Raw genomic sequence first — 16,847 nt, 5'->3', positions numbered from 1 at the left:
CCTCCGTGTCCTCTGTGGTGAAAACAGTGCAAAAATGAACTATTCAATTAAATAACAAACCGAATAATATTTTTTTATTCTAAAGTGAATCTGCTAATGAGCTAACGTCTATACGATACAGTATTAAGGTTGGTAGCTTGATAAAAGTTTTTTTTAAGCTAAAAAGTACAAATCTTTAAACTTTATTTCTTTACTTTGTTATTTATAGAGTGAGACTTATAGCGAACTTAAACTAGAAAGATTATGAAAGTAAAGCAGATTTGTATGATGGTGCTACTATGGTTGGGAGTGATTCCGGCGGTGCAGGCACAGACTTTCGACAAATTATGGAAAGAAGTGGAGCAAGCAGAGAAAAAGAGCTTGCCTAAGACAGTGATAAAACTGACTGATGAGATTTATCAGAAAGGGGAAAAAGAGAAAAACTCTCCGCAGATGCTCAAAGCATACGCGTGGCGGATGAAATACCGGGAAATGTTGAATCCGGATAGTCTTTATGCCGGTCTGAAAGGACTGGAACAGTGGGTGAAACAAACCGACCAACCAATGGACCGTGCTATTTTGCATTCTCTGATAGCCGGAATTTATGCAAATTATGCTGCCAACAACCAGTGGCAACTTCGCCAACGGACGGAAATCGTAGTCCAAACGCCTTCTGCGGATATACGCGAGTGGACCGCCAATATGTTTGTAGAAAAAGTGCGGACAAATGTGAAAGAAGCCTTGGCTGACTCTGTGTTACTGCTCAAAACTTCTTCACGCGACTATATCCCTTTCGTAGAACTGGGGAAAACGAGTGAATATTATCACCATGACCTCTATCATCTATTGGCTTCCCGTGGAATTGATGCTCTGTTGCAAGTGGAAAAACTAGGTAGCGGGTATACTGAAACGAACGCTGTAAATCCGGTGAAACAGGATATAATAGCTATTTACGGAAATATGCTTTCTGCTTATAAAGCAGCCGGATTGAAAGAAGGTTATGTGTTGACCGCACTTAACTATTTGGAATGGAGACGGGGAGCGGAACGGTATATCCGCCCTCTCCAAGCAAAGGGAGAGGCCTCGGTATTGACGGATGACACTTACCTGAAAGCATTGAATACATTGAAAAGTAAATATGCTTCGGAACCGATATGTGCTGAAGTGTACCTGGCACAAGCCCGTTATGCAATTGAAAAGCAACAGCAGGTTAATGCATTGCAGCTTTGCGATGAGGCGATTCGTCTTTATCCGGGGTATGACAGAATCAATGCTCTGAAAAATCTTCGGGAAGAGATATTGGCTCCTTATTTGAATGTCTATGCAGCAGATCAGGCTTTCCCGAACGAAGAGATAGAACTAAGAGCCTCACATAAGAATCTGGATGGTTTTACCGTCCGGATTTATCAGGCGAAGAAACTGATAAAGGAACAACATTACTCTGTAATTCGCCCGGAAGATTACCAGACACAGGACACGGTGTTTACGTTCAAAGCTCCCGAACTTGGAGCTTACGTAATGCGTATCATACCGGATATTCGTGCAAAGAGAGACAGTGAAAGCAAGTTTGACGTAACACGTTTCAAGGTGTTGACTTGTCGTCTGCCGGAAAAACAATATCAAGTGGTGACGTTGGACGGACAGACGGGACATCCTATTTCGAATGCGAAAGTTACGATGTATAGTAACGATGAAAAAGTTTTGCAAGAGTTTACGACGGACAAAGATGGTAAGGTGGTATTTCCCTGGAAATCTGAATACCGCTATTTGAGAGCCTCCAAGGGCACGGATACAGCGATGCCGAAGCAAGGTATCTATGCAGGAAGTTACGGATATTACGGTGACGAAGATAAGGTAGCGGAAAATATGACTTTATTGACTGACCGTTCTTTGTATCGTCCCGGACAGACGGTGTATGTGAAAGGAATTGCCTATTCTCAAAAATCAGATACGGCGAATGTACTCCCGAACAAGGAATATATGGTTACTTTATTGGATGCGAATAATCAGGAAGTAGGGCAGAAGTCGGTACGCACCAATGAGTTCGGTTCGTTTGCCACTGATTTCGCGTTGCCTTCAGCTTGCCTGAACGGAATGTTCTCGTTGAAGGCAGGAAGAGGCCGTACAAGTATCCGCGTGGAAGATTATAAACGTCCGACATTTGACATCACTTTTGAAAAGCAACAGGGAAGTTACAAGTTGGGAGATGAAGTGCAGGTGAAAGGCAAGATAGAATCTTATAGCGGTGTATTGCTTCAGGATCTTCCGGTAAAATATAAAGTGATGCGTTCTACATACAGCCTTTGGCGCTTTGCGGAATCGGTGCAGATTGCTTCCGGTGAAGTGACGGCCAATGAGAACGGAGAATTTACGATACCGGTTCGCTTGCAGGAAAGTGACTCTTATAAGAATGATGATAAAGTATATTATCGCTATTCCATTGAAGCTACTGTTACCAATGTGGCGGGTGAAACACAATCTTCTACGGATGTCATTTCGGCCGGAAATCGTTCGTTGGTTTTGCAGGTGGAATTGCATGATAAGACTTGTAAGGATAAACCATTCGACACGATGTTTAACGTGCAAAACCTGAATGGACAACCTGTGGAAGTGAAAGGAAATTATTACTTGTATCCTGCCAAAGACCAGGATTTCAAACAACTGGAAGAGAAACCGATTGCAACGGGAACTTTTACTTCTAACGAAGAAATAACGCTCGACTGGAAGAATCTGCCGTCGGGACCATATATGTTGAAAGCATCGGTGAAAGATAATCAGGGCAAGGAAGTGACTGCTGATACTAACACGATTCTTTTCTCCATTGAGGACAAACGTCCGCCTGTTGAAACGACGGTTTGGTTCTATGGAGAAAATATGGAATTTGATGCGACTCATCCGGCTGTATTCTGCTTCGGTACGTCGAAAAAGGATGCTTATGTGATGATGAATGTATTCTCCGGTGATAAACTGCTGGAAAGTAAGACGTTGAACTTGTCTGATACGATTGTTCGCTTCGAATATCCATATCAGGAGAGTTATGGTGACGGTGTGTTTGTGAATTTCTGTATGGTAAGAGATGGACAGGTTTATCAGGAACATGCCCGGTTGACCAGACGTGTGCCGGATAAGACATTGACTATGAAGTGGGAAGTGTTCCGCGATAAATTGCGTCCCGGACAGAAGGAAGAATGGAAACTGACGATTAAAACGCCGCAAGGACAAGCCGCTAATGCGGAGATGCTGGCAACGATGTATGATGCTTCACTAGATAAGATATGGAACCGTCAGCAGAATTTCCAAATCTTCTATAGTCAGATTGTTCCGTATTCTAATTGGATGAGCGGATATTCAGGAAATAATTCATTTAATTACTGGTGGAATACGAAAAGCCTTAAAGTGCCGGGATTGGCGTATGATCGTTTTGTGATGCAGCCGGTGTATGGCATCGGAATTGCTTTAGAAGGAAAATTGGCCGGAGTGATGGTGAGAGGATATGGATCGACAAGAAAGACGACGTTGACAGGCAGTGTTTCGGCGATGGATGTTAGTGCGCCAAAGATGAAATCGGCTATGGCTGCTGATGCCGTGAATAATGTGGAGTTTCAATCGGAATTAGTATCGATGGAAGAAAAAGCGGATGAATCGTCTGACGGCGAAATGCTCCCCGAAGCTCCTGCCGACCTGCGTACGAATCTTGCAGAAACGGCCTTCTTCTACCCGCAACTTCGTACCAATGAACAGGGAGAAATCTCGTTCTCTTTCACGATGCCCGAAAGTCTGACGCGTTGGAACTTCCGTGGATATTCTCATACGAAAGGGATGCTGATGGGAACATTGGACGGTGAAGCTACCACGAGTAAGGAATTTATGCTGACTCCTAATCTTCCCCGCTTTGTACGTGTGGGAGATAAGACTTCTCTTACTGCTTCTATCTCTAATATGACTGGTAAGCCGCAAGCCGGAACAGTAACTCTGATTCTTTTCGATCCGATGACGGAGAAAGTAATCAGTACACAAAAACAGAAATTCAGCCTTGTTGCCGGAAAGACGATTGGCGTGAGCTTCCAGTTTACCGTCAGTGATAAATACGAAATATTGGGATGCCGGATGATAGCCGACAGCGGTACTTTCAGCGATGGAGAACAACAGTTGCTTCCGGTGCTTAGCAATAAAGAGCATTTGGTAGAGACACTTCCAATGCCTGTACGTGGAGAAGAAACCCGTACTTTCTCACTCGACCGCCTGTTCAACCAACAAAGTAAAACGGCAACCGACCGTAAATTGACTGTCGAGTTTACAGGAAATCCGGCCTGGTATGCTATTCAGGCATTGCCTTCTTTGAGTCTTCCTACAAGCAATAATGCGATCTCCTGGGCTACGGCATATTATGCAAATACCTTGGCTTCGTTCATTATGAACAGTCAGCCGAAGATCAAAGCAGTGTTTGAAAGTTGGAAATTGCAGGGAGGTACGAAAGAAACCTTCTTGAGCAATCTGCAAAAGAATCAGGAAGTGAAGAACATCATTCTGTCCGAATCTCCCTGGGTGCTCGAAGCGCAAACGGAAGAGCAACAGAAAGAACGTATCGCCACTTTGTTTGACTTGAACAATATCCGTAGCAATAATATCGCGGCTTTGACCCGATTGCAGGAGTTGCAGAACGCAAGTGGTGCATGGTCTTGGTATAAAGGAATGACCGGCAGCCGATATGTCACTGCCTATATCGCCGAACTGAATGCCCGTCTGGCTATGTTGACAGGTGAGAAATTAACAGGTACAGCTCTCTCCTTACAACAAAATGCTTTCACTTACCTTCATCAATCAGCTTTAGACGAATATAAGGAAATCTTGAAAGCACAGAAAGAAGGAGTGAAATTTACCGGTGTTTCGGGCAGTATTCTGCAATATTTGTATCTCATCGCTATTTCCGGAGAGCAGGTGCCTGCTGCCAATAAAGCTGCTTATACCTATTATCTTTCTAAGGTAGGAGAACTGCTTACTTCTCCTTCGATGGATACGAAAGCGATTGCTGCTATTGTATTGGATAAAGCCGGACGCAAGAAAGAAGCACAGGAATTTGTCGCTTCTTTGAAAGAATTCCTGACCAAGACGGATGAACAGGGAATGTTCTTTGCTTTCAACGAGAATCCGTATACATGGGGCGGAATGCAGATGCAGGCTCACGTAGATGTGATGGAAGCATTGGAGGCGATAGGCGGTAACAGCGATACCGTGGAAGAAATGAAACTTTGGCTGTTGAAGCAAAAGCAAACACAACAATGGAACTCTCCGGTAGCTACTGCCGACGCGGTATTTGCATTGCTGATGAAAGGTGTTAATTTGCTCGACAATCAGGGAGATGTACGGATTGTAATTGCTAATGAAGTGCTGGAAACGGTTGCTCCGAGTAAAACAACTGTTCCCGGATTGGGATATATCAAACGTTCTTTCACACAGAAGAGCGTGGTGGATGCCCGTAAGATTGAAGTGGAAAAGAGAAATCCGGGTATCGCCTGGGGAGCTGTATATGCAGAATTTGAATCCCCCATCAGTGATGTGAAACAACAGGGTGGTGAGTTGAATGTAGAGAAACAATTGTATGTGGAACGTATGGTAAATAATGTCCCTCAATTGCAGCCTATAACAGCGAAAACTGTTCTTCAGGTAGGTGATAAAGTCGTTTCCCGTTTGAGCATCCGTGTAGACCGTCCGATGGACTTTGTGCAGTTGAAAGATCAGCGGGGCGCTTGTTTCGAACCGATTGGCAGCATTTCCGGTTATCGTTGGAACAACGGACTGGGCTATTACGTAGACATCAAAGATGCATCGACCAATTTCTTCTTCGATCATTTAGGAAAAGGAGTATATGTATTGGAATATAGTTACCGTGTCAGCCGTGCAGGAACTTACGAAACTGGTTTGGCAACTATGCAGTGTGCTTATGCACCGGAATATGCTTCACATTCTGCTTCGATGACAATTATTATTAAATAGTTCCGGCAGGGGATTTTTATTCTCACCGATGAAGAGGGTATTCCTCACCGAGGAAGGCATCCTTTGTCGGTGAGGAACTTTTTTCTTATAACCAGGGGCTTACAAGGACTGCTATTAAGTAAAGTCTTTTCCCAATCTGTGTTAATCTGTGTAATCTGTGGTGAAAAACTCATCTAAAACCCCTACATTTGTGCACCAAAATAAAAAATATCGCATGAAACGTAGTTTGCTATCTATATTAACTTTGCTTACTGTCGCTTTGGCAGCCGTTGCCCAACCGCGTATCTCTTCAAATAAAGAGACACATAACTTCGGACAAATAGAATGGAAACGTCCGGTGACTGTGGAATATACCATCACTAACACGGGAAACCAACCGTTGGTGCTGACCAACGTCACGACCTCTTGTGCCTGTGCCGTGGCCGACTGGACGAAAGAACCGATTGCTCCCGGAGGAAAAGGAACAGTAAAGGCTACTTTTGATGCAAAGGCATTAGGGCATTTTGAGAAGTCGGTAGGTATCTATAGCAATGCCAGTCCGAGTCTGGTTTATCTGAAGTTTACCGGTGAAGTAGTACAGGAAATTAAAGATTATACCAAGTTGCTTCCCCATGCCATCGGAAATATCCGTTTAGATTGTGATGAGTTTGCTTTTCCTGATGTCTATCGCGGACAGCAACCTTCATTGACTTTTAGCATCGCCAATCTTTCCGATCGTCCTTACGAACCGGTGCTGATGCACCTGCCTCCTTATCTGAAAATGGAAGCGGAACCTAAAGTTCTGTTGAAAGGTAAGAAAGGAACTGTTAAACTGACGCTGGATGCAAGCCAGCTGAAAGATTATGGATTGACACAGACATCCGTTTATCTTTCCCGTTTTTCCGGTGATAAGGTGAGCGAAGATAATGAAATACCGGTTTCAGCGATTCTTCTTCCCGACTTCTCACGTATGACAGAAAAAGATTCTCTGAATGCTCCTGCCATGCGTATTTCTGAAACGAACATTGACCTTAGCGTGCCATTGATAAAGAAGAAAAAGGCAAGCTACGACATATTGATAGCCAATGCCGGAAAAACTCCGTTAATTATCAGTAAGTTGCAGGTATTCAATTCATCGGTAGGCGTGAGCTTGAAGAAGACTGTTCTTCCTCCGGATGGAATGACGAAACTTAAAGTGACCATTCGTAAGCGTGACGTAGGTAATAAAAAACATCATTTGCGTATTTTGATGATAACGAATGATCCGTTACGCCCGAAAGTTGAAATCAATATCAAACGCTAAATCCTATTGTTATGGAACATCCTGAAAATAGTGAAGAATATAAGGGACTTGTTGTCAATAAAGGCATTGAGCAACCCTCATCTGTGAATCCCTACTTAAAGCGGAAACCTAAGAAACGCCAACTTTCAGTAGCAGAGTTTGTAGAAGGTATCGTAAAGGGTGATGTCACTATCTTGAGTCAGGCTGTGACATTGGTGGAAAGCGTAAAGCCTGAACATCAGGCTGTCTCACAGGAAATCATCGAGAAATGTCTGCCATTCTCCGGCAATTCGGTTCGGATCGGTATCAGTGGTGTTCCCGGTGCAGGAAAGAGTACGTCGATAGATGTATTCGGTCTGCATGTACTTGAAAAAGGGGGCAAACTGGCAGTATTGGCTATTGACCCCAGTAGTGAACGCAGTAAAGGCAGTATCTTGGGAGATAAAACACGTATGGAACAGCTTTCCGTACATCCTAAATCGTTTATCCGCCCTAGTCCGTCAGCCGGTTCATTGGGAGGAGTGGCACGTAAAACACGTGAGACGATTATTCTTTGTGAAGCTGCCGGATTCGATAAGATTTTTGTGGAGACTGTAGGAGTGGGACAGAGTGAAACGGCTGTTCACTCGATGGTCGATTTCTTCCTGTTGATTCAGTTGTCCGGTACGGGAGATGAACTGCAAGGAATTAAGCGTGGTATTATGGAAATGGCGGACGGTATCGTTATCAATAAGGCCGATGGAGATAATCTGGAACGTGCCAAGTTGGCTGCCACTCAATTCCGTAATGCATTGCATCTGTTTCCTGCGCCTGAATCCGGATGGACTCCCAAAGTATTGACTTACTCCGGCTTTTATAACCTGGGAGTGAAGGAGGTCTGGGACATGATTTACGAATACATTGACTTCGTGAAAGGAAACGGCTATTTTGAATATCGCCGCAACGAACAAAGTAAATACTGGATGTATGAAAGCATTAATGAACAACTTCGTGACAGCTTTTATCATAATCCGAAGATTGAAGCAATGCTCTTAGAAAAAGAACAGCAGGTATTGAAAGGTAACCTGACTTCGTTTATAGCTGCAAGAAGTCTGCTCGATACTTATTTTGAGGATTTGAAATAGCTTTAATTATAATAAGATTCTAATTTATTAAAGAATACATTTTGTATAAAAGGGTAGAAAGGCTAGGTGTCTTCTACCCTTTTATACTATGAATGAAGCTTTTCCGCTTTTTCAAGATCAGCCCTTGATTTACTCTGTGTTACGATATACACTCCCAGGAATACGAGCGCGATAGCGATTCCTTTCTCCCAGCCGAAACTTCCGATTCCCATAGTAATTGCTGCAATTGTAGCCACAATCGGTTGCATATAATTGTACATACTGACTACTGTAGGACGGAGAAGTTTCTGTGCAGTCATGATACAGAGGTAAGCGAGGAAACTGCCTCCTAATACAACATAAAGTACCTGTAGAATGGCAACAGTGGAAATAGAAGCCCATTGAATAGTGGAAATATCGTAATATGAAAACGGTATATAACATATCGAAGCGTATATAAACATCCACTTATTAATTGTTACTGCCGAATATCGTTGAGACAATTCTTTGAATACAGTCAGGTATATAGAGAAGCTGATTTGCGCAACGAGACAAAGTAAGTCACCAATCAGGCTTCCGTTTCCGTTGTTTCCCGCCTGACTGCTCACAATGAGAATGAGTGCCCCCATAGCCCCTACAAAAATTCCCAGTACTTTCTTATTTGTCACCGGTTCTTTTAAATAGATAGCTGCTACAACCATGGTCACAATCGGTAAAGTGGTCGTTACGATAGAAGCGTCGATGGGAGAAGTCATAGAAAGCCCGAAGATAAATACTCCTTGATTAAATACTAACGCAAACAATGAAGCGAAGAAAATCTTCAGCATATCACGATGATCCACATGTTCCTGTTTGCAAAATATAGAAAGCAGCCAGAAAGCTGCTGCTGCTCCCACCATGCGGAACGTGGTAACTGAAATAGCGGAAAACTCTTGAAGAGCCGACTTACCGATGGGAGACATCAATCCCCACATGACGTTTGCTGTAAGTGCAAACAGATGACCATGCAGATTCTTACTTTTGTCCATGTTGATACTAATTATTTTACAGTTTTCATCTATCATTAACAATCAAACAGAGAAAACGGTTACAAAGATAGCTTTTTATCGTATGATTTGTTTATATTTGCCTTGATTAAACTTGAATATTATGGAACAACCAGCCAATTATATCCGTCGTATCGAAATACACGGACTATGGGAACGCTTTAATATAGGATGGGATTTGCGTCCCGATGTGAATATCCTCTCCGGCATCAACGGAGTGGGGAAGACTACCATTCTGAACCGTTCGGTGGGATACCTCGAGGAACTTTCCGGTGAAATGAAAAGTGACGAGAAAAACGGAGTGCGTCTCTTCTTCGACAATCCCCAGGCAACCTATATCCCTTATGATGTAATCCGGAGCTACGACCGTCCCTTGATTATGGGAGACTTCACAGCCCGTATGGCAGATAAGAACGTAAAGTCCGAACTCGATTGGCAACTCTATCTGTTGCAACGCCGTTATCTCGATTATCAGGTCAACATAGGCAATAAGATGATCGAAATGCTTTCCAGCACTGATGAGGAAGAACGCCGTAAGGCAACCACTCTATCTCATGCCAAGCGACGTTTTCAGGATATGATTGACGAACTATTCAGCTATACACGTAAAAAGATAGACCGGAAACGAAATGATATTGCTTTCTACCAGGATGGCGAATTATTGTTTCCCTATAAGCTATCGTCCGGCGAAAAGCAAATGCTGGTTATTCTGCTGACCGTACTTGTGCAGGACAACAGCCACTGCGTACTGTTTATGGATGAGCCGGAAGCTTCCCTTCACATAGAATGGCAGCAAAAACTGATTGCCATGATACGTGAACTGAATCCGAATGTGCAGATCATCCTGACTACCCATTCACCTGCCGTCATTATGGAAGGCTGGCTGGATGCCGTGACAGAAGTAAGCGATATATCTACCAATATAAATCACACAAATGGCAACTTCACTACGAGATAATCTGACTTCTTCCTATTTCAATGCCGCCCATAAGCTTTATCCGAAGAAAGCCCGCCGACGTATCATCGCTTATGTAGAAAGCTATGACGACATCGCTTTCTGGCGCACATTGCTTGAAGAATTTGAAGATGATGAACACTATTTCCAAGTGATGCTTCCTTCGGCCACCTCCCTGGCAAAAGGAAAAAAGATGGTCCTCATGAACACGCTGAATACAGCCGAACTGGGGAGAAGCCTGATTGCCTGTGTAGACAGCGACTATGATTTCCTGTTGCAGGGAGCCACTAATACCTCCCGTAAAATCAACCGGAACAGATATATTTTTCAGACTTATACCTACGCCATTGAAAATTATCATTGTTTTGCCGAAAGCCTTCATGAGGTATGCGTGCAGGCCACATTGAACGACCGTTCCATCCTGGATTTCAACTCCTACCTGAAGCGGTACTCCGAAATTGTATATCCACTTTTTCTCTGGAACGTCTGGTTCTATCGCCAACGGGATACTTACACCTTCCCGATGTATGATTTCCATACCTATACTTCTTTGCGTGAGATTAATCTCCGGCATCCGGAAAAGAGTCTGGAATCACTCCAACAACGGGTTAACCAGAAGTTGGCAGAGTTGAAAAATAAATTTCCTCATAACATTAATCAAGTAAACGGACTGAAGGCTGAATTTAAAGAACTGGGTTTGGTGCCGGAAACTACCTATTTGTATATGCAGGGACACCATGTGATGGATAATGTGGTAATGAAACTCTTGATTCCGGTCTGCACCGTATTACGCCGTGAACGGGAACAGGAAATCAAACGACTGGCCGAACATAATGAACAATTCAGAAACGAACTGACTTGTTATCAGAATAGCCAGGTAAATGTGGAAATCATGCTCAAGAAGAATGTAGCCTACAAAAGGCTCTTCCATTACGATTGGCTGCGGCAGGATATCAGTGAATATTTAGAAGAAGGAAAAAATAAACAGAAATCATAAATAAAAGAAAAACTAAAAAAGAGAGAGAAGATTGCTTATGAAAGAAGTAAAGGAAGTAGTTGATACTGTGAGTGTAGCATTGGCAAATGGACAGCCGGAAGAAGCAGGTAATGTAATGATGCAAGAAGTAAACCATGCTTTGCTTTCGATGGGAGTAGATGAAGTCTGGGCGGATAAGATTGATAACTTTATCATCTTATTGTGCATAATCGGAATCGCTTTACTAGCCAATCTGATTTGCCGCAAGATTATTCTGCGTACCGTAGCCAAATTGGTGAAACAGACGAAAGCAACCTGGGATGATATTGTATTTAATGATAAAGTGATGCTGAATATCAGCAGATTGGTAGCACCTATTTTGATTTATATATCTATCCCTATCGCATTTCCCGAACATGCGGACTCCGGTTTGCTGGACTTCCTTCGTAGACTTTGCATGATTTATATCCTGACAGTCTTTCTTCGCTTTGTCAGTGCGCTGTTCACAGCCGTTTACCTCGTATATAGCGCACGCGAACAATATAAGGACAAACCTTTGAAGGGACTTTTGCAGACAGCACAAGTCATTCTCTTCTTTATAGGAGCTATTATTATTATCAGTATCCTGATAAAGCAAAGCCCGGTGGTGCTGCTGACCGGATTGGGCGCTTCCGCTGCCGTTTTGATGTTAGTATTCAAGGACAGTATCATGGGATTTGTCTCCGGTATCCAGCTTTCTGCCAACAATATGCTGAAAGTGGGTGATTGGATTACGATGCCGAAATACGGTGCGGACGGTACGGTGATAGAGGTAACGTTGAATACCGTAAAAGTGCGTAACTTTGATAACACCATCACTACCATTCCCCCTTACCTGTTGATTAGTGACTCTTTCCAGAACTGGCAGGGAATGCAGGAATCCGGCGGGCGCCGTGTGAAACGTTCCATTAATATAGACATGACCAGCGTGCACTTCTGTACACCGGAAATGTTGGCAAAATACCGGAAGATACAACTCTTGACGAACTATGTGGATGAAACGGAAAAGGTAGTGGAAGAATATAATAAGGAGCATCACATCGACAACTCCGTCTTAGTGAATGGACGCCGGCAAACAAATTTGGGAGTTTTCCGCGCCTATCTGACTAATTATCTGAAAAACCTGCCTACCGTTAATCAGGATCTGACCTGCATGGTACGCCAGCTCCAACCTACCGAAACCGGTATTCCGTTAGAACTTTACTTCTTTTCTGCCAATAAAGTATGGGTTGCCTACGAAGGTATACAGGCAGATGTTTTCGATCATGTGCTTGCCATTATTCCCGAATTCGATTTGCGTGTCTTCCAGAATCCGTCAGGAGCAGACCTCCATCGGATAGGGGTAAAGATAGAAAACTAATCAAACGCTTATAAATTACTATTACTATGACTACACCGTTATCCAACCAGATTATCCGTGAAATCACTCCTTTATCAGATAAGGATTGCTTTTACATTGCGGAGCGTTATAAAACGGAATTCACTTATCCTATTCACAATCACTCCGAATTTGAGTTGAACTTCACCGAAAAGGCTGCCGGAGTGAGGCGGATTGTAGGAGATTCTTCCGAAATAATAGGTGACTATGATCTGGTGTTGATAACGGGAAAAGACTTGGAACACGTCTGGGAACAGAATGACTGTCGTTCTAAAGAGATACGGGAGATTACCATCCAGTTTTCTTCCGATCTTTTCTTCAAGAGTTTTATCAATAAGAATCAATTCGACTCTATCCGCCGGATGTTGGATAAGGCACAGAAAGGACTTTGTTTTCCTATGTCTGCCATACTGAAAATTTATCCGTTGCTGGATACACTTGCTTCCGAGAAACAGGGGTTCTATGCAGTCATCAAGTTTATGACGATACTGTATGAGCTTTCTCTCTTTGAAGAAGAAGCCCGTACATTGTCCAGTTCGTCTTTTGCCAAGATAGATATTCATTCGGACAGCCGTCGTGTGCAAAAGGTGCAGGAATATATCAATGAACATTATCAGGAGGAAATACGTCTGGGGCAATTGGCTGATATGGTGGGAATGACGGATGTGTCGTTCAGCCGGTTCTTCAAACTGCGTACCGGAAAGAATTTATCTGATTATATCATTGATATTCGTTTGGGCTTTGCTTCCCGGTTGCTGGTAGATTCTACCATGTCTATTGCCGAGATTTGTTATGAGTGCGGTTTCAATAACCTTTCCAATTTTAATCGTATCTTTAAAAAGAAAAAGAGTTGTTCGCCCAAAGAGTTTCGTGAGAACTACCGGAAGAAAAAGAAATTGATTTAGCCTGTTCTTCCTTATGAACTAATTCGCCGAATGTGGAGAATTAGGTTTCGATATGCATAAAATTAATCGTCTGACAATTGTTATCTTTTCGTCTGACTACTGTCAGACGAAAGTTCAACAGTAGTCAGACGATTAGTTTTATTCGTAATGAGAGATAAAACAGTGAAGTTACAATCCTAAATTTGCTTATAAACAGGTTAGAGTTATGTCGTAAGTGATTGATAATATGTTTGTAACATGTTGTAATCATCTTGCAACGGCTCTTTCAATAAATTGTATTTACTTCGTCTTATTGTTGTAATGCCCGCCTCCTACCTTTGCCGACGTAATTAAAACGTAGAGCGAAGTTAGATGAAAAAACTATTTCTTATTCGATTTTCAGTGGCAGCTTTCTTTTGCCTGTTTATATTTTCCGCATCGGCTGTCAATATCAAGATTAAAGGAGCTGTGAAAGACAAACTATCCAAAGAGCCTTTGATAGGAGCTACTATACGTCTGTTAGGCACTCAAGTCGGAGCAGTTACCGATATGGATGGTAATTTCGAATTGAACAGCGTGGGTGTTCTGGAAGGTATGTATGACGTCGAGATCAAATATGTAGGCTACAAGACAGAAGTGCGCCGTAAAGTACGTGTGGAAAATGGAAAGCTGGTGATTTTGAATTTGGAACTGGAAACAGATGCACAAGAACTTTCCGACGTGGTGGTAGTAGCCAAAAAGAACCGGGAAAATGAGAATATGCTGTTGCTCGAACAGCAGAAAGCAGTGATTGCCGTGCAATCCGTCGGCGTCAGGGAACTCTCCCGCAAGGGTGTTTCGGATGCAGAAGGTGCCGTGACTAAAGTTGCCGGAGTATCTAAACAAGACGGGGTGAAGAATGTCTTTGTCCGTGGATTGGGAGACCGTTACAATGCAACTACGTTCAACGGATTCGCTCTTCCTTCCGAAGATCCGGAATATAAGAATATCTCTCTTGATTTTTTCGGTACGGATATTATCCAGTCTGTAGGCGTAAATAAAGCATTTAACGCGGGAGGCAGCAGTGATGTTGGAGGGGCAACCATAGATATTGTATCCAAGGAACTGATAGGTAGCGGTCATCTGGGATTCGGCATTTCCGGTGGCTTGAACACGCAGACTGTAGCGGCTGATTTTCTGAAACAGGATGGGGTGAACTTTATGGGCTTTGCCAATCGCACCGAACCTGTGGATGAAAACTCATGGAACTTCAAAAATAAGTTAGACCCTTCCGGTCAACATCTCCAGGTCAACCGGAGTTATAGCATTTCCGGTGGCAAACGATTCTATGTCGGAGAAGACAAAAATCCACTTTCTTTCTTCCTGACTGCCGGACATACGACGGACTATCAGTATACAGATGAAATCATACGTAATACAACTACCAACGGTACGATATACAAAGATATGAATGGCAAGAAGTATACGGAGAATATCAGTCAGCTGGCACTTGCCAATGTTGATTTCGATATGCAGAACCGTCATCATATCAGTTATAATTTTATGATGATTCATGCCAATACTCAATCAGTGGGCGATTACAATGGCAAGAACTCTATTTTTAGTGACGACTATGAAAACCTCGGATTCACCCGTCGTCAACAGGCGAATGACAATATGTTGATCGTTAATCAGCTGATGACCAACTGGGGATTAACCAAATCGTTAAGTCTGGACGCAGGTGCTTCCTATAACATGGTGAAAGGTTATGAGCCGGACCGTCGTATCAACAACCTGACCAAAGCTGAAAATGGATATACATTGCTTAGAGGAAACTCGCAACAGCGCTACTTTTCAACTTTAGACGAAAACGACTTGAATGTAAAAGCAGGCTTGGTCTATCGTCTGAAAGATGATGTGGAAGAGATATCAAATGTTCGTTTCGGATATGCGGGCAGATTCGTTGATGATAACTTCAAAGCTACGGAGTATAACCTGACGGTAGGGCATGTTTCTACCATTCCTTCTTTGGATGACTTCTCGCTTGATGATTATTATAATCAGGAAAATTTTTCTTCCGACTGGTTTAAGATACAGAAGAATATAGATGAATATACAGTAAAAAAGAATATTCATTCCGCTTATGCCGAAGCTACCTACCAGTTTACTTCCCGTTGGATTGTGAATCTGGGATTGAAATATGACAAGGTGGATATTGAAGTGGATTATAATGTAAATCGTGGAGGCTCTAAAGGAAACAATGCCATTCAGAAAGATTATTTCCTGCCCAGTTTGAATCTCAAATACAATCTGAATGAGAAAAACTCGCTTCGTCTGGGAGCCAGCAAAACGTATACGCTGCCGCAGGCAAAGGAAATATCTCCTTACCGTTATGTCGGTGTGAACTTCAACAGCCAGGGTAACCCCAATCTGAAACCTTCGGATAATTATAACCTTGATCTGAAATGGGACTTTAATCCCACTCCGACCGAATTGATTTCTCTCACGGCTTTTTATAAACTTATCAAGAATCCAATATCCCGCATAGAAGTGGCAAGTGCCGGAGGTTATCTTTCTTATGAGAATATAGCAGACAAAGCAACTGTAGCCGGAGTAGAAGTGGAAATACGTAAGAATCTGTTTGTCCGTCCGGTGGGTAATGCCGCAAATGGAATAAATAAACTCTCTTTAGGATTGAACGGCTCTTATATCTACACGAATGCAAAAATGCCTTTGGCAACGGTAACTACCGGTTCGCAACTGGAAGGAGCTGCACCGTGGATTGTCAATTTCGATCTCTCACATAACTTCACGAAAGGTAAGTGTATCTTTGTCAATACATTGGTACTTAATTATGTGAGTGATAAGATATATACCATTGGTACACAAGGTTATCAGGATATGATGGAGCAGGGAATCCTGACACTGGATTTTGTATCTCAAGCCAAACTCAATAAACATCTCTCACTCAACCTGAAAGCTCGTAATCTGCTGAATCCCTCTTATAAGTTAAGTCGCAAAGCGAACGAAAACGGGGAGAAAGTGATACTGAATGATTATAAGAAAGGAATAAATATAAGCCTGGGGGTGTCGTGTACATTCTAAGCCGGGTGATGAAATAAGATTATTAACTAATAATGAAAGCAAAATGAAAAGATTGTTTGTGAACTTTATGACATTTGCCGTTATGGCAACAGCACTTACATTGACTGCATGTAGCAGTGATAGTGACGGAGACGGTGATGGTAACGGA

The 16,847-nt window shown here is 42.8% G+C and carries 9 protein-coding genes; 8 read left to right on the top strand and 1 reads right to left on the bottom strand.

Annotated elements, in window-relative coordinates; all coding sequences use genetic code 11:
- Positions 1-243: 243 nt before the first annotated feature.
- The 3 genes from ACT8YW_RS16985 (at position 244) to meaB (ending at position 8,358) form a co-directional block, all read left to right on the top strand.
- Complete coding sequence (locus tag ACT8YW_RS16985; protein WP_444106324.1) at positions 244-5,973, top strand: alpha-2-macroglobulin family protein; 5,730 nt, start codon at positions 244-246, stop codon at positions 5,971-5,973.
- A gap of 214 nt (positions 5,974-6,187) precedes the next feature.
- A complete protein-coding gene (locus ACT8YW_RS16980; RefSeq protein ID WP_258976658.1) occupies positions 6,188-7,255 on the top strand; it encodes a DUF1573 domain-containing protein in 1,068 nt (355 codons plus the stop codon).
- A gap of 11 nt (positions 7,256-7,266) precedes the next feature.
- Positions 7,267-8,358: a methylmalonyl Co-A mutase-associated GTPase MeaB gene (meaB, locus tag ACT8YW_RS16975; protein WP_009000366.1), complete on the top strand. Its 1,092-nt coding sequence runs from the start codon at positions 7,267-7,269 to the stop codon at positions 8,356-8,358.
- A gap of 86 nt (positions 8,359-8,444) precedes the next feature.
- Here meaB and ACT8YW_RS16970 read toward each other — a convergent pair whose 3' ends face one another.
- Positions 8,445-9,365, bottom strand: coding sequence for a DMT family transporter (locus ACT8YW_RS16970; protein ID WP_444106321.1), 921 nt, complete (start codon positions 9,363-9,365; stop codon positions 8,445-8,447).
- 121 nt (positions 9,366-9,486) lie between these two features.
- Here ACT8YW_RS16970 and ACT8YW_RS16965 point away from each other — a divergent pair, with 121 nt between their 5' ends.
- The 5 genes from ACT8YW_RS16965 to ACT8YW_RS16945 all read left to right on the top strand — a co-directional run bounded on the left by ACT8YW_RS16965 (position 9,487) and on the right by ACT8YW_RS16945 (position 16,699).
- Positions 9,487-10,341: an AAA family ATPase gene (locus tag ACT8YW_RS16965; protein ID WP_444106319.1), complete on the top strand. Its 855-nt coding sequence runs from the start codon at positions 9,487-9,489 to the stop codon at positions 10,339-10,341.
- Positions 10,319-11,335: a DUF4435 domain-containing protein gene (locus ACT8YW_RS16960; RefSeq protein ID WP_444106317.1), complete on the top strand. Its 1,017-nt coding sequence runs from the start codon at positions 10,319-10,321 to the stop codon at positions 11,333-11,335. Before ACT8YW_RS16965 ends, ACT8YW_RS16960 begins: the two co-directional genes overlap by 23 nt.
- A 37-nt stretch (positions 11,336-11,372) precedes the next feature.
- The gene (locus ACT8YW_RS16955; RefSeq protein ID WP_444106315.1) at positions 11,373-12,713 is read left to right on the top strand and encodes a mechanosensitive ion channel family protein; all 1,341 of its coding nucleotides are present in this window, start codon (positions 11,373-11,375) and stop codon (positions 12,711-12,713) included.
- Between the two features lie 26 nt (positions 12,714-12,739).
- Positions 12,740-13,636 carry an AraC family transcriptional regulator gene (locus ACT8YW_RS16950; protein WP_444106312.1) on the top strand — a complete coding sequence of 299 codons (897 nt, stop codon included), beginning with the start codon at positions 12,740-12,742 and terminating at the stop codon, positions 13,634-13,636.
- Between the two features lie 351 nt (positions 13,637-13,987).
- Positions 13,988-16,699: a TonB-dependent receptor gene (locus tag ACT8YW_RS16945; RefSeq protein ID WP_444106310.1), complete on the top strand. Its 2,712-nt coding sequence runs from the start codon at positions 13,988-13,990 to the stop codon at positions 16,697-16,699.
- Positions 16,700-16,847 lie beyond the last annotated feature (148 nt).

Source organism: Bacteroides sp. (assembly GCF_052357945.1).
Lineage (GTDB): Bacteria > Bacteroidota > Bacteroidia > Bacteroidales > Bacteroidaceae > Bacteroides.
This window is presented reverse-complemented; position numbering and strand designations above follow the sequence as displayed.